Origin of the sequence: Bacillus sp. 103mf (assembly GCF_900116295.1) — a bacterium.
GTDB lineage: Bacteria > Bacillota > Bacilli > Bacillales > Bacillaceae_G > Bacillus_A > Bacillus_A bruguierae.
The window spans coordinates 170,462-190,487 of record NZ_FPAF01000004.1 but is presented as its reverse complement, the minus strand read 5'-3'; the positions used below and the strand labels follow the sequence as shown (position 1 = coordinate 190,487).

18 protein-coding genes, 4 pseudogenes and 2 other annotated features are annotated in these 20,026 nt (G+C 34.6%); of the genes and pseudogenes, 6 read left to right on the top strand and 16 right to left on the bottom strand.

Annotation, left to right across the window (positions count from 1 at the left end; translation table 11 throughout):
• Window positions 1–46 precede the first annotated feature (46 nt).
• Both brnQ and BM350_RS27250 read right to left on the bottom strand, forming a co-directional pair.
• A complete protein-coding gene (gene brnQ, locus BM350_RS12950; RefSeq protein WP_090914686.1) occupies window positions 47–1,402 on the bottom strand; it encodes a branched-chain amino acid transport system II carrier protein in 1,356 nt (451 codons plus the stop codon).
• 288 nt (window positions 1,403–1,690) lie between these two features.
• Window positions 1,691–1,942: a binding site (T-box leader), on the bottom strand.
• A gap of 50 nt (window positions 1,943–1,992) precedes the next feature.
• Window positions 1,993–2,253, bottom strand: a binding site (T-box leader).
• Window positions 2,254–2,957: 704 nt separating this feature from the next.
• Window positions 2,958–3,899, bottom strand: a complete 942-nt coding sequence (locus BM350_RS27250) for an alpha-helical endospore appendage domain-containing protein (protein WP_175483373.1) — start codon at window positions 3,897–3,899, stop codon at window positions 2,958–2,960.
• Window positions 3,900–4,440: 541 nt separating this feature from the next.
• Here BM350_RS27250 and BM350_RS12940 point away from each other — a divergent pair.
• A pseudogene (locus tag BM350_RS12940) lies at window positions 4,441–5,948 on the top strand (penicillin-binding transpeptidase domain-containing protein); the annotation flags it as partial.
• A gap of 12 nt (window positions 5,949–5,960) precedes the next feature.
• Here the strand turns inward: BM350_RS12940 and BM350_RS12935 are convergent.
• Both BM350_RS12935 and BM350_RS12930 read right to left on the bottom strand, forming a co-directional pair.
• Entirely contained in the window at window positions 5,961–6,788 is an 828-nt protein-coding gene (locus BM350_RS12935; protein ID WP_090914687.1) for an SH3 domain-containing protein, read from the bottom strand.
• A complete protein-coding gene (locus BM350_RS12930) occupies window positions 6,778–7,311 on the bottom strand; it encodes an RNA polymerase sigma factor (protein WP_090914688.1) in 534 nt (177 codons plus the stop codon). The genes BM350_RS12935 and BM350_RS12930 overlap by 11 nt, the downstream gene beginning before the upstream one ends.
• Window positions 7,312–7,814: 503 nt before the next feature.
• Between BM350_RS12930 and BM350_RS12925 the strand changes: the two are divergent.
• A pseudogene (locus tag BM350_RS12925) lies at window positions 7,815–8,021 on the top strand (recombinase family protein); the annotation flags it as partial.
• Window positions 8,022–8,405: 384 nt separating this feature from the next.
• Here BM350_RS12925 and BM350_RS12920 read toward each other — a convergent pair.
• The 6 genes from BM350_RS12920 to BM350_RS12895 all read right to left on the bottom strand — a co-directional run bounded on the left by BM350_RS12920 (window position 8,406) and on the right by BM350_RS12895 (window position 12,887).
• The gene (locus BM350_RS12920) at window positions 8,406–8,561 is read right to left on the bottom strand and encodes a DUF1540 domain-containing protein (protein WP_081904805.1); all 156 of its coding nucleotides are present in this window, start codon (window positions 8,559–8,561) and stop codon (window positions 8,406–8,408) included.
• Between the two features lie 71 nt (window positions 8,562–8,632).
• Entirely contained in the window at window positions 8,633–9,856 is a 1,224-nt protein-coding gene (locus BM350_RS12915; RefSeq protein WP_090914689.1) for a cytochrome P450 family protein, read from the bottom strand.
• Window positions 9,857–10,216: 360 nt separating this feature from the next.
• Entirely contained in the window at window positions 10,217–10,570 is a 354-nt protein-coding gene (locus BM350_RS12910) for a hypothetical protein (RefSeq protein WP_244547996.1), read from the bottom strand.
• A 40-nt stretch (window positions 10,571–10,610) separates the two neighbouring features.
• Complete coding sequence (locus BM350_RS12905; RefSeq protein WP_090914690.1) at window positions 10,611–11,387, bottom strand: DUF817 domain-containing protein; 777 nt, start codon at window positions 11,385–11,387, stop codon at window positions 10,611–10,613.
• 230 nt (window positions 11,388–11,617) lie between these two features.
• Window positions 11,618–12,652 carry a DUF1835 domain-containing protein gene (locus BM350_RS12900; protein WP_090914691.1) on the bottom strand — a complete coding sequence of 345 codons (1,035 nt, stop codon included), beginning with the start codon at window positions 12,650–12,652 and terminating at the stop codon, window positions 11,618–11,620.
• A 58-nt stretch (window positions 12,653–12,710) separates the two neighbouring features.
• On the bottom strand, window positions 12,711–12,887 hold the full coding sequence (locus BM350_RS12895; RefSeq protein ID WP_175483374.1) for a hypothetical protein: 177 nt from the start codon (window positions 12,885–12,887) through the stop codon (window positions 12,711–12,713).
• A gap of 167 nt (window positions 12,888–13,054) precedes the next feature.
• Here BM350_RS12895 and BM350_RS28040 point away from each other — a divergent pair, with 167 nt between their 5' ends.
• The 4 genes and pseudogenes from BM350_RS28040 to BM350_RS12880 form a co-directional block, all read left to right on the top strand.
• Window positions 13,055–13,246: a hypothetical protein gene (locus BM350_RS28040; RefSeq protein ID WP_348272201.1), complete on the top strand. Its 192-nt coding sequence runs from the start codon at window positions 13,055–13,057 to the stop codon at window positions 13,244–13,246.
• Window positions 13,165–13,368: a YgjP-like metallopeptidase domain-containing protein gene (locus BM350_RS28035; RefSeq protein WP_348272202.1), complete on the top strand. Its 204-nt coding sequence runs from the start codon at window positions 13,165–13,167 to the stop codon at window positions 13,366–13,368. Before BM350_RS28040 ends, BM350_RS28035 begins: the two co-directional genes overlap by 82 nt.
• Window positions 13,292–13,543, top strand: a pseudogene (locus BM350_RS12885) (hypothetical protein); the annotation flags it as partial. The gene BM350_RS28035 and the pseudogene BM350_RS12885, both read left to right, overlap by 77 nt.
• Before the next feature lie 209 nt (window positions 13,544–13,752).
• Window positions 13,753–14,064: pseudogene (locus BM350_RS12880) on the top strand (hypothetical protein); the annotation flags it as partial.
• 534 nt (window positions 14,065–14,598) lie between these two features.
• On the opposite strand, the gene BM350_RS12875 reads toward BM350_RS12880, so the two are convergent.
• The 6 genes from BM350_RS12875 to sleB form a co-directional block, all read right to left on the bottom strand.
• Complete coding sequence (locus BM350_RS12875) at window positions 14,599–15,357, bottom strand: DUF3959 family protein (RefSeq protein WP_090914692.1); 759 nt, start codon at window positions 15,355–15,357, stop codon at window positions 14,599–14,601.
• A gap of 225 nt (window positions 15,358–15,582) precedes the next feature.
• Window positions 15,583–16,605, bottom strand: a complete 1,023-nt coding sequence (locus BM350_RS12870; RefSeq protein WP_090914693.1) for a homoserine dehydrogenase — start codon at window positions 16,603–16,605, stop codon at window positions 15,583–15,585.
• 26 nt (window positions 16,606–16,631) lie between these two features.
• The gene (locus BM350_RS12865) at window positions 16,632–17,117 is read right to left on the bottom strand and encodes a GNAT family N-acetyltransferase (protein WP_139207643.1); all 486 of its coding nucleotides are present in this window, start codon (window positions 17,115–17,117) and stop codon (window positions 16,632–16,634) included.
• A 140-nt stretch (window positions 17,118–17,257) separates the two neighbouring features.
• Entirely contained in the window at window positions 17,258–17,863 is a 606-nt protein-coding gene (locus BM350_RS12860) for a YhcN/YlaJ family sporulation lipoprotein (protein ID WP_170857702.1), read from the bottom strand.
• Window positions 17,864–17,881: 18 nt separating this feature from the next.
• Window positions 17,882–19,222, bottom strand: coding sequence for a germination protein YpeB (ypeB, locus tag BM350_RS12855; protein WP_090914696.1), 1,341 nt, complete (start codon window positions 19,220–19,222; stop codon window positions 17,882–17,884).
• 18 nt (window positions 19,223–19,240) lie between these two features.
• Window positions 19,241–20,008 carry a spore cortex-lytic enzyme gene (gene sleB / locus BM350_RS12850; protein ID WP_090914698.1) on the bottom strand — a complete coding sequence of 256 codons (768 nt, stop codon included), beginning with the start codon at window positions 20,006–20,008 and terminating at the stop codon, window positions 19,241–19,243.
• Between the last annotated feature and the right edge of the window lie 18 nt (window positions 20,009–20,026).

The window sequence follows — 20,026 nt, the reverse complement described above, 5'->3', positions numbered from 1 at the left end:
ACTCTTATATAAAATAATTGTTGAACAGTTAAATTCCAAATGGTAATTAATTGTTGATGTTATTTTTTATATCATATTCACTTTGATAAGAATAATCATTTTTTAAAATTCCCCATAAATAGCCGATAAAAGCCCCACAAATTGCAGGTAAAATCCAGCCAAGGCCTGCTTCATATAGTGGAATAAAATCATAAACTTTTCCGATAAAATTAATTTCAATTTTGCTTTGTTTTAAGCCATCAACGATACTAATCAAAGCTGTTCCAGTCAAACTGCCCACATAAACAGATGAGTATCCTTTAAAGTATTTATGAAAAAAGGACAAAATAATTAAAACAATAGTTAAAGGATAAATGACAGTTAATATTGGAACGGAAATCAAGATAATTTGATTTAAACCCAAGTTAGCAAGAATCATACTAATAAAACAAAGAATCCCAACCCATTTCTTATAGCTAAAATGCGGTATAATTCTAGCAAAGTATTGACTACAAGAAGTGATAAGTCCAATGGATGTTGTTAAACAAGCAAGAGTAAATACTACTCCTAATAGAACACTACCTGAATTTCCAAATAAATAAGTAGTTATAGCAGTTAAAATAAGTCCACCATTTCCGGATGCATTCAGTAAAGACTGGCTAGTAGCTCCTAAATGCCCTAACATCAGATAAATAATTCCTAAACAAACGCCTGCAATTATTCCTGTTCTAATGGTAATACGCGTTATCTTTTGTGAATCATGGATACCTTTTTTCTCAATTGCTGCAATAACAACGCTCCCAAAAAGAAGAGCAGATAAAGCATCCATTGTTAAATAGCCATCTATAACCCCTTTAAATATGGCGTTATGTTCATATGTTTGAGAGGGTATTCCATATGCTCCAACTGGATGAAATAGGCTTTGAATAAAGATAATTGTAATAATTCCGAGTATAATGGGAGTTAACATTTTACCGATCCTATCAAATAGTTTAGAAGGATTTAGACATAACCAAAAATTAAAAGAGAAATAAAAAATGGTATATATAAAAAGTGATATCCCCTGGTTCGTTAACTCATTAGGAAGAAATGGAACAGCTCCCATTTCAAATGCTACACTCCCGGCACGCGGAATAACTAAGAATGGACCTAGGCATAAATAAGTTGTAATTGTGAAAAAAATTGAAAATTTTCGATGTACACGGTTGGTTAAAGTTTGTAAGTCTCCAGATTTCGCAATAGCGGTTACGCCCAATATTGGTAGGCCAACTGATGTAATAAGGAATCCAATCATCGCTTCCCAAATATTTGTTCCAGCTGCATGTCCTAAGGCAGGGGGGAAGATTAGGTTACCAGCTCCGAAAAATAAAGCAAATAACATAAAACCAATATATAAGTTATCCTTCATTGAAAAATCTTTCATTTTTTGTTCCTCCTGTTGTTATCATTTTAATTTCTATGACCTTTTTAAATCTTTTAATTTTTAAATAGAAAAATCTCACCCCCACAATCAAATATGAAAAATATGTTTGATTGCTGAGGCGAGATTATCGCGGTACCACCCAACTTCTCTATTTCCTTACGGTAAATAGACTCAACAAGTCATATGACCTTTGTTCAATAACAATAACAATAACAAGAACCAAATCGTTGTATTTTACTGGATACAAAAAGCCCCAACATTTGATTGATTCCTGAAAAATCAATCAAATGTTGGGGCGAAATTATCGCAGTACCACCCAGCTTCTCTATTTCCTCACGGTAAATAGACTCAATAAGTCATATAACTATAGTTCGATAACGAGAACCAAACCGTTGCTTTCTACTGGATACCATTTTTACTCTTTCAAAAGCAAAGCTCCAAGACTACCTTCAAAGAGTTCTAATATTCGTTCTCTCAGCCAATGGAACGAATCTCTGTGCATTAGAATTCTCTTTTACTCCTTCTTTTCAACGCCATTATTTATTCAATTCATATAAAAAGCCCCAATATTTGATTCCTGAAAAATCAAATATTGGGGCGAGGTTATCGCGGTACCACCCAATTTTCCTATTTTCCTTACGGAAAACAGGCTTAATAAGTTTAACCAATAAAGTTAGACTTAGGTCTGTTAACGTGACCAACCGTTACATACTAATTTAGTCATTAAATAACTATTTCACAAGTAAAGCTCCAAGGCTACCTTCAATGATTCGATCGTTACCACCCTTTCAGCCTTGGGGTGGCTCTCTGATACGCTCTTAATCATCTACTCTTCTCTTCATCGCAGATAAATATTTTATAATTAGAAAATTAAGACTCAATTCAAAGTTGTTAAACGTATTATAGGTCTTCGGTATTTTAATTGTCAACGTTTTTTAAAAATTTATTTTTATAGCAAGATTTATCATTTCAGTATTAATATTAATTTCAATAAATTAACGGGAGGAATCTTCTATTAGGGGTCCCGCCACATCGCTATCAAGCTAAGAAATACAAATACCTCCAAAACGAGAAAATTGACATCTTCATGTGAAAATGTACAATTTTTTTGTTTTGGGGTGTTATAAAATTCTTAAGTTGATGGGCATGTATAGTGACCCCTAAAAGAACATCCACGGGACTATTACCTCAAAAAACATAAAAAAACCATTCCTAAATAGTAGTAGAAATGGTACAACAATTTATCCAACATCTTCTTGTCTAATTTCAAGAATATTTAATATTCTTTTAAAAAATGAAATAAATTCTATTGAAGCAGCAAGATTTAATAATAATTCATCTTCTAAATTACAAAAAACACAAAACTGTTTTGCTATTTCAGATTGATAATCCGTCTTATTCTTATTTTTATAAACTACTCCATAAACTAGTAATCTTTCCTCTATTTCATCACGATAAATTCCTTAATTGGAAATGTTTTCAGATGTGGCGGTTCATTTCCTGAATCGTTCGCCTACCCATGAAACAAATGGCGGATTACAATGCTGGAGGCTTATTAAGAAGGAGTATAAGATAGACTGGCGCTAAATGAGAGTTGGGTGATATCAGCTGCTGAGGGATCCGTCGATACACGCGTCCTTACACGAATACCAATACGATCACCCGCTGCGACTGGTAATGATCCGACATTTATATTGGTTGCTGTATGGAAAGTACCGGCTGTAATGGTCGTATTCGGAAATCCGAATGTAACCGAACTAGTCAGCGGAGTTGTCAAGTAAGGTGAAGAAAGATGATCAATCCCATTATTAGGAACTGACGGTGCAAGGAATACTGTAAAATCATATATAAGACCGACAGTATTTATATGAGCCACTGAAGCAACCAATAAATCTGCGCTTATTTGTAAATTTTGAACGGTTCCCGCAAAGGGAATTGGGAAAGCAAAACCACCTGCTTCGGGAGGCATAGTTGATTCTCCAGAACCGTCAATAACTTCAACCGTGTGATTACCAAAACCCATTAAAATTGGAGCAGCTGATACTACTGTAGCACCACTGAGGATGATACCCGTTGAAAATGGAATTAATCCTCCTGCTCCAGCAGGTCCTTGTGGTCCTGGAACTCCTTGTGGTCCTGGGACTCCTTGTGGTCCTGGAACTCCTTGTGGTCCTGGAGGTCCTGCAGGTCCAGTCACTCCATTCGAAGTGATCTGAGTCACTTGCTCTAATTTATTATCTAACAGCATTTCCTTTTGTATTGTCATTGCGAGCGTATCTCGCACGCTTTTATTTACCTGTAAGATATCGTTTAACGTAGCTGGTGAGATCAAGCCAGGTAACGTGCCGAGTGCATATTGTAGTTTTTCCCCTTCGGCATTAATGATATGAGCTAGTCCCAACTCTTCCATTGCAACGGAAGCTAGGAGTAGGTTAATCGCATCTTCCCTCGTAATTGAAATGATGGGAGAAATATTAGGGATATTTGGTTGAGACATTCGAATTCTCCTTTATAATCATTTTGAACAATCCAGTATATCGCAAATGATAAAACAAGGGTTGTTCTATCTATAATATATTCAAGGTAAGGAGAAAGGGGACTAGCTAAATGCCTCTTATATTTTTAATAAAGAAGATAAAACAAAGCCCTTTTATCAAAAGAATAGGTAGAGTCTAATCTACTGAGACTTAATCGATTTCTTATAAAATTAGGCTTTCTGATGTCTCATATGACTTGTCTCAAAAATCTTATCGTTGTGGAATCTTCCGTTTTTAACGTCACAAGCTGCTTAGCGTTGTAAATCCGCACTTTCAGGGCGGGACCCCTACTTCAAACTGTTTACTAACCATTTTCGGACCATTAGGAGTTGTTTGGTAGAGAGTGATCTTGCATAATCAAGGACTGCATTAAGTTACACTCCGATATTAGTAAAAGGGTAATCCGATCTTAAAGGGGTACCACCACATCGCTATCAAGCTAATAAAACAAAATACCCCCTAAAATGAAAAAATACGCTATTCTTTCTGTAGAATCATAGTCATGACATTTCAGTGGATGACATAAAGCAGCAATTACAAAACTCTTGTAAACATCATGATAAAGGTGAAATACTGTTATACTCAGACATACAGGATAATGAATTCATATTTATAAACGAAAACAAACCTAAAAATGTAACAGTAAAAAATGAATGGATACGTGTGTATCCACAGCACGAAATCGCTTCACAAGTAATTGGATATGTAGAACCTGCAAACAACAACTCTTATTCTAATTATGCTCTTGCCGGTGAAAATGGGATTGAGCTTCAATATGAAAATGATTTAAAAGGAATACCAGAAAAAACTTTCATATTTAAAATTAAAAATAAAAAATTCTTATGGAACATGCAAGATCCTCAAAAGGGAAAAGATATTCAACTAACGCTAGATGTTAAACTTCAGCAAAAAACCGAAGAAGCTTTAAGGGATCAAGTCAAACAAATACCTGATGCTAACGGTGGTTCTGCTGTAGTAATCGATGTAAAAACAGGAAAAATATTAACTATGGCTAACTCGCCAGCGTTTGATCCAAACGTACTTAGTACACATGTATCATCGCCAGAAAAAGAAAAGATAAAAGTACTTTCTCAAAATAAAACAATTCAAAAAATAAAGTATGGTGAATCCTATGTAAATATGGCGTCTACAATAAAGCCCCTTACGATTTTAATCGGATTAAATGAAAAGCTTTTTCAACCTGCAGATACATATTTAGATACAGGTGATTTTCGATATGATGATCAACATAATATTACGAATGCAGCTGGAACTCCAACTGGTGAAATTACACCGAGTCAAGCGATTATTAATTCATCCAATACATTTATGACAGCAAAAGTAGCGATTCCGCTATTTAACCAAAATAACGGAAATTTAGAAAAAGTAGCAAACATTTGGACAAACTATTTAAAACAATTCGGTCTCCGTTCTAAAACTGGGGTTGATCTACCCTTTGAAGAAGACGGACAATATCAATTGCATGCATCTAGTAAGTTTGAAAGTGGAATTTCTGCTTTGTTAAACGCTTCTTGGGGAGGAAACGAGGTACATACTCCTATTCAACTTGCTCAATATGCAGCAACCCTTGCAAATAAAGGTGATAAATATAAACCTCAAATCACAAATACTATCATTAATAATGATGGTAAAGGAACAAAAAAGCTTAAACCAATTCTAGAAAGCTCAAATCATTATCCTTCGCATTTTTAGAGTGTCTTACAAGATGGAATGAGTCACAATATACAAGAAATTGAAAACTTACCCTTTGATGTTGTAGGTAAAACAGGAATATCAGGTTCGCCAAATGAAAAAGGAAAAATTATAAATCATTCTCTTTTTATCGCATATGCTCCTACCAGAAATCCTCGAGTCGCTATTTCTGTCATGATTCCTGGTGGAGATTCTGGAACAAATCATGCTGCTCTTGTTGCATCTAAGATTTTATACAATTGGGATGTACTTCAAAAGGAGAATAAAAAATAAAGAAAAAAGGTTCAATGAAGTGAACCTTTTTTCTTTTACCATATAGAATTTATACTCTTTATTTTCCACGTACCATCATTTTGTTTTTCAAAAACAAAAGAATACTTAATATCAATTGAAATATAATCTTTCTTCACATAACCTGTATAACCACTCATTGTAGTTATTTTTATATATCCATCATTATTCGTTTTGTCCGAAATCCAAGCTTTTACCATTTCATTAGACACCTGATTTAAAACCTGTGAATCAGGTTTTGGCTTAGCGAAAATTTTTGTCCCTTCACCAATGACTGTTGCATATACATAATGTTCTTGCTTTGTTTGATTACTTTCTGCCAACCCACTAGGTATTTTATATAATGTTTTCGTATCATTCACAAATTCTCCCCCCATTGCAAGGGCTACCTGTAAATCATGAAAGATATCTTCATCAAACCTCCACTCATTTTTATTATACTTTTCTCCTTTAAAAACAAATTCTTCATCCAGAGCTCCGTATAAATCATTCTCACTTTTTACACTCGTTATTGTATTTAATTGATTTATAAATTGTTTTAGTAATTGATCTTGATTCGATTCATCTTTCATCTTCACTTCAATTTGGGTGCTACTCTGTACAGGAGGTTCGTTTTTTCCAAAGAAAAATTGTTGAGAGTTAAACAGTACAACTGTAAAAATAAAAACAACTGCTACAGCTAGTACCCTTTTACGAAATATTCGGCTATATTTAAATTGATTGCTCTCCCTATCTTGGTATACAGATTGTTTTATCTTATAAATGAATTCCTCCTCGTCCTGAAGCTGTCTCATTGGTCCACTTTTTAATTCTTTATACCAATCTGGCTTTTTGTTACTGTTCATACCTTTTATCCTCCTCTAATATCTTTGAAATCCGTGCACGAGCTCGGTGTAACCTGGATTTCACAGTTCCAATGGACACTCCTAATGTTTCGGCCATTTCATCATAGGATAATTCATATTTTGCATCTAGTATTAATATTTCACGATATTTCTTTGGTAAATTTAATACTATGTTCCAAATTTCATCGACTTCCTCTTTGTTAAAAAATTCTTGCTCTGCTGATAAATACTCCTTATCGTCTCTAAAAAAACTCACTAAAGAAATTCTCTTAAAGTAGGAAGACTTCAAATGATTTAACGCTGTATTCCTTGTAATTTTTAATAGCCACGTTTTAACAGATGATTCATTCCGAAATGAATGCCAATTTTTAAATGCTTTTATAAATACATCTTGCGTTATATCATCAGATAAATGTGTGTCTTTCGAAATAATAAATGAATAATTCCATACATCTTGCCAATGTTCTTTTATAACATAATCAAATTCATCATGATTACAATTTTGAATACCCCTATGTTCCATCTTGGTACCTCAAGCTCATTTGAATAAACATAAAAAATTTTCCTCACTTTTTATAATTGATCTACTATATAGACACGGTAACAGCTCCATTTGTTCCATTTCCCATTAAAAACAATATTACAAAGTTTTTGTACAAAAATTCCAAAATGGATATAAGCACCTTGCTAAAAAGGACAATTTGATTAAACGTCTTTTTAGTTTAATCGTATTAGTATGTCTCATTATTTGCATCACCATAAATGTATAAATGAAAGTTAAGGTTAAAAATGATTACAATGAATTATGAATAAACATCAGTGTTGTCCAGAAAGTCACTATTTTTTGAACACACAATGATAGATAGTTATTTGTACAATTTTCAAGGGAAAATATGTTCAAAAACTCATAACAAAAATTATGTTCAGTTATTATCTCTTTCCTCAAGTTATGAAACAATTATATGGTGAGAAATAGTGGGGAAATATAGAAATGGGATATGCACGGTTCAGAATTTAAATTTGTAAATGGATGCTTTACAGCAATATGAATGTGAAGAGATATTTACAGATAAAGTAAGTGGCGTGAAAGATAAACGTGTTGGATTAGAGGAAGCACTCAGGTTTGTTAGGCCAGGAGATACATTAGTGGTTTGGCGGTTAGATCGGCTTGGCCGGAACATGCAACATTTGATTCAAATTGTAAACGATTTAAACGCAAAAGGAATTAACTACAAGGGATCACTGCTAAGGACTAAAAACCTTACTGTCACAGTGTTTTTCAAGAATTATCATATGTTCAGAAAGATAAAGTCCAACTATTAATTGAACATTGAATAACGTACAAAACTCCCGAAATGATATAGTGTGTCCTTACAGCTTAAACGGTTAAGACGTTTCATATTTTCAAATTCAAAACGTAACAAAAACGAACATTTATGCTACACATATTAGTGAAAAATGTATCGATATAACCTAGTTTTACACGTATCTCGGCTGAACTCCTTATTACAGAAAAAATTTTTGTTTTCTTTATATGTAAAAAAAGTATGAAAATGATTGTTATTATCAATAATATACATAAAACAAGGGTAACCACATTGGGCTACCCTTAGAGACTTAAACTTCTGGTATAAATGTTTTGCAATCTGTTTCTTTACTATCAGATGCTTGTTTCCCTGTATGACTTACTACATAAATAGATTCAGCATTGCACTTATTTCCATTTCCCCAATATTGGCAATTATTTACTTCACAAAGAACATCTTGAGCCATAGTATGACACCTCCTTTTTTGTTTAGTATGAACAGTATTAAGAGGTGCCATACTATTTCGTACCCATTCGCCTAGAAAGATAATGGTAATTCTTCTAATGATCGCATTAAATAATTACCACTCCATTTTATGTCTTCTCTTCTTCCTTTTATTTCAAGATCAGGCATGCGATGTAATAAGGTAGGAATTGCAATTTTCGCTTCTAAACGAGCAAGCGGTGCACCAAGGCAGAAATGAATGCCATGACCAAAGGCAATATGACGGTTATTATTTCTTGTAATATCAAAAATATCAGCATTTGGAAATATCTTTTCATCACGGTTAGCAGAAGCTATGGAAATAATAACCGTATCTTTTGGCTGAATATTTTGACCATGTAATGTAAATGATTCTGATGCCCAGCGCATAGTCGATATTTCAACAGGACTGTAAAATCGTAATGACTCCTCAATTGCTGAGTCAATCAAATCTGGATTTTGACGTAGAAGTAGCAATTGATCAGGATGTTCAAGCAATGCTAGAGTCATATTGGTGATTAAATTGACAGTGGTTTCGTGTCCAGCAACGATAAGCAACATAATCATTGAATTTAATTCCGGGGCACTTAATTTTGTTCTTTCACTTTCTGCTTGTATCAATGCACTCACTAAATCGTCTGAAGGATTTTCTCGTTTTTTATCTACTAAATCTCGTAAATAGTCAATGAATTCACCTAACTTTTTATCAGTTTCTCGAATAGCTTCTGGTGTATCTGGAGAATCAATAACCGCATGTGACCAAATTCTAAATTTATCTCGGTCTTCTTGAGGGATACCAAGCATCTCGCTAATCACAATAATTGGAAGTGGGAAAGCATAATCATTTACGAGGTTTATAGTGTGCTGATGTTCTATTTTGTCTAATAAAGTATCAGCAATGGATTGAATTTTATCTTTCAGCTGTAAAATCATCTGCGGGGTAAACGCTTTTTGAACAAGGGATCGTAGGCGACTATGGTCAGGGGGATCAGATCTCAACATATGTTTTCTCAAATACTCTCCATTTTCTAGTGTAAAATAGGCCTCAAACTCTTCTTTACTAAATACATTTTTATCATCCTTCAGTAAACGTGTATCTTTTAATAAACTTACTGCATCTTCATATCTTGTAATAAGCCAGGCGTTAGGATATACCGGATAAACAGGATGAGATGCACGTAACTCTTTGTAAATGTCATATGCTTCATGTTTAAACGCGGCCGAAGTTAATTGGATCTCAGGTAATGTGTTACGATTCATTTCGTTATTTGAAGACATACCGCTAACCTCCGTCTTTAGAAATATTTGGTGACCATAGCACCTAATGACCATTATAACGCATTGAATTTTATAAAAGTTGAGAAAATTCCAACTTAACATTACCTTTTATATTGAAACCAAAAAGAGATGTTCAGATGTACACCTCTTTTTTTCAATATAAATTCACTTAAATTTTTTTGGCATATAAGTTCGCTAATATGCCGAATACAACATAACCGCTACTTGCTTTCTCCCTTTGTTTTAAACCTTGCATGTGGAAGGAATAGGCCCTGACCGCTTCTACGCACGGACAGATGTTCCCGCCCTCTTTTAATAAAAAGGGTTTTTATGTTGGTTTTTCAATTTATATATGACTTACTACTCTAATTTTATTATATTAGGCACGTTTTCTCTGTCATATTCTTTGGTGTATGTATTTCCATCAGGAGTAACAAATACTAAAGTAATTTTACCGCAAACACCGGAGTAAAATTGAAACTCTCCTTTTGCATTTGTGACAGCTCGTTCTTTATTGGTAATTGAATCTTCATACACTTTTACATCAGATAGCGGTTGATCCGTATGATCTACCGCAACAGCTTTGATTTGAACAGCACTCGCCCTACAATCTAGATTATTTTCATGACTTATTTTATTATATACAGCAACCCCTATTCCAAAAATAACTATTACAATACATACAAAAAAGGCTATTCTTCTTTTTTTCTTCAAAACAGATCGCCCTCTTTTCTATAGAATGAAGACAATTATATTAATAGGAATTTTTGCTTTTTTTAATTTTAAGTTGTTTTAATTGTCCCACAATCATTATGCTAATGACAACGAGTAAAAACCATGAACTAATTTTTCCAATGTGAACGAGTTTCCACGTTCCATGTTGATTTGGATATTGCCACGCTCCAAAGAAGGTTGCGATATTTTCTGCAATCCAAATGAAAAAACCAATCAAAAAAAACGAAAGAACAAGCGGCATTTTGTATGTAATTTCTTGTAAAGAGAAATGTACATAAGTACGAAAAAACACTACAAATAATAAGGCCGTTAAAACCCAGCGGAAATCATACATAAAGTGATGTGTGAAAAAATTAAAATAAATCATTGTTCCCAGTGGAATCGTCCATATCGCATTTGGCCATCCTTCTATTTGCAAATGAAGTCTGCGCCATGCCTGACATATATAACTTGCAACACTCGCATACATGAAGCCGCTATAAAACGGCACTCCCATCACTTTTGTCCACGCCTGCTCCGGATAAGACCAAGAACCTTGGTGTACTTTATATAGTTCTAATGCCAATCCAATAAGATGGAAAACAGTAATCACTTTGAGCTCGTCTTTTGTTTCGAGTCCGCTTTTATACATGCCATATTGAATGAGAAGGCAGACGAGTAAAATGAAATCATAACGGTATAGACCTGGAATATGAATCACCTTTGAAAGAGCAAGTGTCAAAAAGATTAGTACAGGAAAAATGCAAGAAAGGGCTTGTTGATAAGCAAAATAAAATAGCTGCCGTAAATATACCATTGTTACTCTCCTTAAAGCGTATATCAATTGTTTGATCTAAATATACCATTCATTTCCCTTTTAAAGTTTTCTCTACAATCTTTAAATTCAGAAATATTTGGTAATCGAAGCGTTTAATAATTATATCGCATTTGGTTTTATAAAAGTTTAGAAAGTTGCAATTATATATTACTTTTTATAAAAAAAGAACAAAAGGAGATGTTGTCATATACAGTTCCTTTTGTCCTCTATCATTTTTCTGTCTGTGCTAATCGTACGCTATAAAATCTCATAGCATGCAAAGATCCTGTCATATGAAAAATCCCTTTTTGTATTAATGTTTTTAAACGATATTCAATAAAAGAATCTCCTACACATTGTTCAAAATGTCCTAAAACTTCTCCGACTAATCGAGCAGCCTTATAAAATTGATCTGTAAATCCATCAGTTTCTAAACTTCTAGCACATTGTACGATAAAATGGTCGATGTAATCTTCTGAAACAGATACAACACGATTATTCTTCCAAATACGTAAAACGGTGTGCTCTTCTCGTAATGTTTCCCATTCATTTTCGAGTGCTTGTCGCTCTTCTTTTGTTAAAGGATTTTGCTCTTTATATGCCCCGCGTATTGCTATTAACTTTTCAGGAACAATTTCTCCAGTATGGCGCACAGTGTAATCTAAGTTTGGTTTGCGGAACAACTTATCGAAGCCATCAGCTGTATTTATAACATATATATTATGAGTTGTATCTTTTAATAAATATAAAACAAAAATAAGCCCTACATGTTCATACGCATTATTTCCTGTCCAAATTGTAATCGGAACATGAGATGGGATTGCTTGTAATTTTTCTAAAGCGGCCTTCATTTCTGGTAAATATTCTTCGTAACAGTAACCTTCTATTGGTAGTTTTTCCTGAAGCCATTGCTGACGCGCTACTTGCCCTGCTTCGTCATCTAAATGAAAAAGAGGTCCAACAGAAAACGTATCAGAAAATAATAAAACATGCTCTTCTTGAATATTCGCTTCTTTTAAAGCGTATTTTAACGATCCTGCTGCTGAGTCACCAAAAACGATATGAACATGTTTACTTTTCGTGATATCAGTTTTTTGTATGTACTGTTCAATCAGTTCTTTCGGTGTATTTGTAAGTGAGAATAACTCTTCCTTATTAAGTTTTGTTTCTAGTGAATGAAGTTGTGCAAGTGTCTTGAAAAGTAGTTCTTTTGCTTCTCCTTCATTTAAATGATTGACTGCTTTTTGTAAGTGTTTTAGCATCATTTCTCCTCTATGAACGTTTTTTTATTAGGCATGTAATTGAATCGGTAGAACCTATATGTTATTCCTCTTCCTCTTCCTCTTCCAGCCAAGGGATACAATAATATAACTCACTTAATTCTTCAGGAAATCCCCAAGCGATTTCCATACTATTACTTAAAAGGTTAGATAATCTCTCAGCATAGGGTGTATAATAGGCCTCATCTTCCTCACATAAATCTACTAATTTTGCAAACATTGTAGTTTATATTATTTAATTTTTGTAAAAAACCTTCTTCTTGTATTCATATACCAAGATTTTTCACAAAAATTTATTAGCATCTGTTTTTATGTTCTAGCAAATTTGATTGTTTCTCATATCAATTATACATTATCTTCATGCTTAAAAAGGAGGATTAGCTAATTATGCCGGTAATCCTATATGGTACAACAACAATTGACATAACAGTCGAGTGGATGAAAGGTGTACAAGTATTAGCCCCTGAAGGAATTACTGACGAGCAGCTACTTCCTATATTAAAGGAAAAGCACCTTGGATTGCGAAAAAACTACGTGAAATCAATGAAATTGAAGATCCTATACAAAAAGAATTTGTAAGCGGAGAGAAATTTTCTTACTTCGGTCGCCATTACCGCCTAAAAGTATATAAAGCAAGGAGAGGTGATTTCTTCAAAAAACAAAGTGACGATTGTAGAAGGAATGAGTGTCACATTTATTAATCCCGATTTATTTGATTTAAAAATTGACTTCTATACATATGGTGAAGCGTAATTAACGAGAAGGTCTAGCCATGATATTGCTGAAAGGGGAGCCAATATCAATTATTTAAGGCAGTCTCATGAAGAAGGTCAGATTCAGTACAAAGTGTTTATGCATCCATATGTTCGCAAGTTCTGATAATGTCATGTTATGTTAACTTCAAATGTATACGATATACAAAAAGAAAACATCCCCTTTACGCCAAAACAGACTCCTATCCCAGGGTAGTTGCCCGTTACCAACATTTGTCCATTTGAATTAAATATAATGTAAAAATAAAAACAAGGGAGACCGATGTACAGAATCAGATGATTCGAAGGTTTTCTAGAAAGGATGCATATATATTGTCTTTTCCTAACATCCCTAATATTACTCCCACTATTTCTGTTACGACTGCACAGACGATTCCGTTGCTTTTAAGCTCTATTGCCCTAGAAGAATTAGCCCTGGCTCACATTGTAAATGCTGAGGCAGAGAAAATTCAATTTGTTCTGGGAACATTACCACCAGGAAGAACGACACTTTCTCCTCCGGTGGTTACGATATCCAATCTTCTTGCTATCGACTCGAGCGTGCAAAGAACTCTTCGTGACGTCATCAAGAAGGAAATGCTGCTTGAATTCAAATTTGAAAATGTTCTGGATCTATTAGAGACTATTTCTCCTACTCCTCCTCCATCCACAACAACGATTACCCTGAACGCTAATCCAACTACTATTATTCTAGGAATAGGATTTACCTCAACTCTTACTGGTCAAGTATTGGTGAATGGAAGTCCCCCTCCAGCAGGTACACCGGTCAATTTTTCAGTGAATAATGCTGCTCTTGGTACTATATCTCCTAATCCTGCTTTTACAGACGCATTGGGCAACTTTACTGCCATTTTTACAATCAGTGATGGAGCTGGGGCAGTAATGATTACCGCTACTGCTTTGGGAGGAAGCAGTGACCCCGTCACTATTACTATAGTTTGATAATAGGGTTCTGTTGCAAAATTTCACAAGAGATAGACATAGGTCAACAACGTGTATGACTAAATACTATGCAGCCGCTAGTAATTGTTATGATTCATTGTACATCGAAAAGACGAAGTCTATTTAAAGACTTCGTCTCCGTTTATATAGGCATGATCCTTCTCAATCAATTGCACGATATAAATAACACCCGTTTTCTTTGACTTTTATTATTCCCTATGCGTTAAAACGATTTTTTCTTCGTTCCATTCTCGTCTGTCCTTGCACTGTTCCAGTTTCATTATGTTGCTCTGTTTGCGTTGTACTGTAAGTTGGTGTTTGCTCTTCATAGTTTCGTTCATATGGACGAGTGTCTCTTTGTTTAGAAGATTTTTTACCGAATTTGAGCATTTTAAATTTTAATCTCGGTAAACTTGGAATGCGAATTTTGAATGTAGGTCTCATTCGCTTCTTTTTTTGTTTAAATATGTTTGTTTTTTCTTGCTTATTGTTATCACGATGCAGCGCGTTTGCAAGTAATCCACCGACTAAGAAACCTGCCACTAAAATGACTAAATACAATTTTTCTGATGTGAGTAGGTTCATCATTCGCTGAAGAACTGCTAATGATTGAATTTGTTTTACATCCCAAAGCATTGCGCCCCATAATGCGAGTAATCCTAGCGTAATGGCATATGTACGGAATCGGAATAAAAACGGGATTACAGCAATACATGCAGCGATTTTTGCGTTTGCAATTAAAGAATCGACTGTTATGTATTGATTCCAAATTGCCAGCAAGAGTGTGATAAATGCTGCGTATGCTACCCAACTAAATATTCGTGAATGCATTCGTTTTGCATGATAACTCCCAAAACTAGTTAAAAACAATAACCCGCCTATATATAATGATAATTGTAGCGGCATTTGTTTCATTATACCTGTAACTGGGAACAGGACGCTGAGCACCATTAACAGTACATCAAGTTTTTTCACAATTCTCAATCCCTTTCAGTTTTCTAACCTCTATAGCATAATAGTATTTTTCTGTTTTGTATATGTAAAAATAACATACTTAAAAAATATCTTAATCCTACTGATGATAAAAAGTAAATAAAAAAACATAACGATAATTGACAATAGAGTACTACTTTTATACAAAAGAATGACAAATCCCGCTTCTTCCAAATAAGCGGGATTCTCACATCAGCGTATGTAAGGCTATATCCTATCTTTTCGATACAAATTGATCACATCTTTTAAAGCTGCGGCTGCCGCTCCTCTTGGATTAGAAGCTCCGCCAATGGAAGTGACTGATCCCATCGTGTCTGTATAAAAAGTAATTCCTTTTTCGGTTCCTGTAACACCTGCTAGTGAGTGGTTCAAGTCTACTGCAAATGGTTGTACTTCAAGCCGCACTTTTCCGTCATCGTCTGTAGATGCTCTTGCTAGTAGTTTGATTTGTTTTCCTTGCTTTTTTGCTTTTTGTATATCTTGTTTTGATACGTTTTCTATTCCTTTCATACTCATATCTTCAAGTGTATATTCTGTATGTAATAAACTATTTGATAACAATAATAATTTACATGCGCTATCCATTCCGCTTACATCTAATACAGGATTTGTTTCAGCAATTCCTTTGCTTTGCGCTTGTTGCAATGCTTCTTCATATGAAGTGTTGTCTTCATACATTTTTGTTAAAATATAATTGGTTGTCCCATTTAAAATTCCTTCAATGCGTTTAATTTTGCACCCCGCTAAGCTAAATTGACCGATATCTAATGTAGGTAGTGCAGCAGCTGTTGCACCGCTATAGCGGATGCTTACATTTGCGACTCGAGCTGCTTCGCTTATTTCTTTCCACGATGTTACAAGTGCGCCTTTGGAAATAGAAACAATATCCATTCCATTTTCAATCGCTTGTAATATATATTGTTTTCCTGGTTCCCCACTTTCAATATTGGTTGGTGTAGATTCAATTAAAACGTGCCCCTCCATGTTTTCGTTATACACCGGATGTTGTTCTATATATCTATGTAAAGCTGCTGATCCGTCGCCTAATGCAAGTAAAGTATCGGTATAAAGCCCCTCTGGGCGATATAGCTTCACATCACGTCCAATAATTCCAGCAAGGAGTAACTCTAAACCATATTCTTTTTGAATACATGACGCTTTCTCGTGAATAAGTTTTACAAATTCTTTTCCAACGTTGCCATAACCGGCAAGTATTAATTTGATTTGCATAAGATCCTCCGCTAACTTTTGAATGTTTATTTTTTGACAGGTAAATATAAAACAAGTTGCGGTCCAATTGGTCCTATTCGGCGTTGTCCTCTGTCTTCAAATCCGACTGTTATGTATAATTTTTGTGCAGGAATATTTCTTTCATTGACGGCTAATACAATTTCTTCTATGTTTGGAAAGTATACATCTACATAATTTGGTAGCAGATGCAATGCTCGCTTTGCATATCCTCTTCCTTGTTCAGTGTAATTGATTGAAAATGAAGTAAGTAACAAAGAGTTTTCTTTGTTTGTATATTCTTGCACACGACTTCCTGATTGCAACGCAAAAATACCAACTGGCTTGTCATCAGCTAAAATAACAATAGGATTTCGAGTTGGATCCTGCTGTGCTTTGTCTAAAAGTTCCATTGGATGAGCTGTGAATTGTACTTGTTCTTCTGGTAAAGTAAAGGTTTGTAACGCTTCTTTATATTCCTCTGTATATGGAACAAGTTGAATAGATTGATTCATTTTCATTACTTTTAATCCCCCAGTTCTAAAAACATATGTTTCCTTCCATACAAAATCATACAATATTTTTAGGAATAAATGAAATTTTCAGTCTTAAAAACGATAAAACAATCCCCGTGCTACATAACACGGGGATTGTTTTATCGTTTTAATTGTTGATTCGATTGGTCAACTTGTTCTTGTTTTAATTCATTTTGTTCACCTTTTTGTAATTGTTGATTGTTTTCTTTAACTGGATTGTTCTGTTTTGTTTCTAATAAATCATTTGGAACTTGCGGCATTGCACGCCCTACAATTGCCGCAAGTTCATCGAGAATTCCTTCACCAGCTTTTCCTTCTTGAATACGTTTTCCAATTTCTTTTAAGCGCTCGTACGTATCTAAATCGGCCACAACAACTGCGTTTGAACCTTGTGGATCATGTTTTAAGCTCTCTGCAACGGAATATTTTATTGTTTCTACTCTTGTACGATCTAACTTAGCACCTACATCAATGCCGACAATGGAATACTTACCAAGAACAACAGCCGTTGCATCTCTTACACCAGGTATACTAGAAGCAATGCTCGCAAGATGATCAGCTTTTGTTTCATCTGATTTGCGAGTATTTTCTTTATTTGTTACATTTCTTGTTGTATATTGATTTATATTTGAAGTTGGTTTTGGATTAGCTGCATTATCATTCTTTTTTGTACTGCAACTTGCTAATAGAAGTAAACAGATACAAAAATATAAGGTTTTCCTCAAAGGTGTCACTCCTATTCATTAATCAAAAATTTGTTCTACACTTTGCAATTTTTTCACTTTTTCTTCAGTACCACTATTGGCATTAATAAAGATTTGATAGGTGTCTTTCCCAAGTGTTCCTAAAAATTCATAACATAGTACCTCTTTATGCAAGTCATTTACAACGATTGCCTGACGCTCTTCCATAACTTTTAAATTAGGATTAATTTTCTTCCGCGCATCCGAAACCGATAGTGTTGGTTTTGGGATTTTTATATCTTTCCGAGCTGCTAAATAGTCTTTAGAAGAGAAGCCAACAATCGAACCGTCATCAAGCGCTATTTTCATTTGAATGGATTCTGGATATATACGCACGTTGTCCCGATTCGTTACGAATGTGAAAACACCGATAGAGTCGTATTGTGAACTTTCATATAACTCCATATCTTTGAATTTATTTTGTTTTAAAAAGGAAAGTCCCTTTTCTCCTGCTTCATTTAAGCTAATCTTTTGTTCTTTGACTTCACGGCTGTTCATCACCCAAATTGGATAGCCACCTTGTTCAGTAATGTCCATATTCGTTTCACTATTCGTCTTAGGATCTTTTACTGTAATGCTATAAAATTTTTCTTTTGCTCCCTTGCTGCTTTTTTCAGCAGAAATCGTTTCAGATCCCTTTAAGCTAAGGAAAGATTTTGCGATATTTATTGCTTGGTCTTTTGAAATTTTTGGACCAGATATGTGCGTCTCACCTTTTTTTTCTGTTTGCAAACTTGTAAACGTTGGTCCAAAACGCTTTTCTGAATAAGCGTTACTGTTTTTTTCTACTGTTTTAAACCCGTCTATAATCGTGTTATCGGCTGGGTTTTTATTAGAAGCAAGCGCTAATTCAACATCCATCCAACGTAAATTGTTTTTTAGAGCAAGATGTTGTACTTTACGCAGTTCATCTTGAATATTTGCAGCATTATTATATAGTTGCTGGAGTGTATTATATTCTTGGTCATTCAATGGTGTTTTATCTAAATCACGTATAGCTGTACGGTAACTAAATTCTCCAATATTTGATAGAAATTCTTCTGTTTTATTAAACGGGAGTAACGTAAGTGGTAATTGACCAATATCAGAATGTGCCTGAGATGTGATGCGCCACACTTCGGCTAATGCAGGTGATAATGATGTTCGTGAATTCATTGCTAATGTTGTCCCAATTTTGTCATGTAATAAATCAACTTGATAGGCTAAATCATGGAAAGCACGCTGGTAGTTATTTTCAGCGTGAATTAATACCGCATTTTTTTCTTGGTGCTCTTTATATCCCCAATATCCTGTGCCTACAACTCCGATTGTTAATAAAACAATAATTAAACCTCTAAACATATCTCATCCACCTCCTAACTAGTTACAAAAAATGTGTCTTCCAATTTTCTTAATTTGCGGGCGGCCCCAAATCCACTTACTTGTTGCAGTATTTGGATTAAAATAATAAATTGCTCCTCCAGAAGGATCCCATCCGTTAATTGCATCAAGCACGGCTTTTTTTGCTGTTTCATTTGGTGTTAAATTAATTTGGCCGTCTGCAACAGCAGTAAAGGCGCGCGGCTCATAAATAACTCCTGCGACTGTGTTTGGAAAAGATGGACTGCTAACGCGATTTAAAATAACAGCTGCGACGGCAACTTGTCCGATATAAGGTTCACCGCGCGATTCTCCGTATACAGCATTTGCCAAAATTTTAATGTCATTTTGCGAGTATCCATTCGGAACATTTGTGCCTTTGTTTTGTGCCGGTTTATTATTTTGTGCTGGTTTATTCTTTTGGTTGTTTGCTATGTTACTTGATTGTTTTTCGTATTTTGTAGCTTTAACGAGCTTTTGTTTTGTCGCTGTACCAACAAGTCCGTCAACCTTTAATCCGAATTTTTGCTGAAAATTCCGAAGTGCCCAATATGTACCCCACCCAAAGACACCATCTACTTTCCCGTTGTAAAATCCAATGTACTTGAGTCTTGATTGTAGTTCGATTACATCTTCTCCAGAAGCTCCCTTTTGGATGACTTGATTGGAAAAAGCACCTACCTGCTTCTCATGAACACTACTTACCAACAAAGTAATCGCCACCGTAATGAGTAGAAGCGGTACTTTGAAGAAAGCTTTACACTGCATAGTTCAACCTCCTTGAAT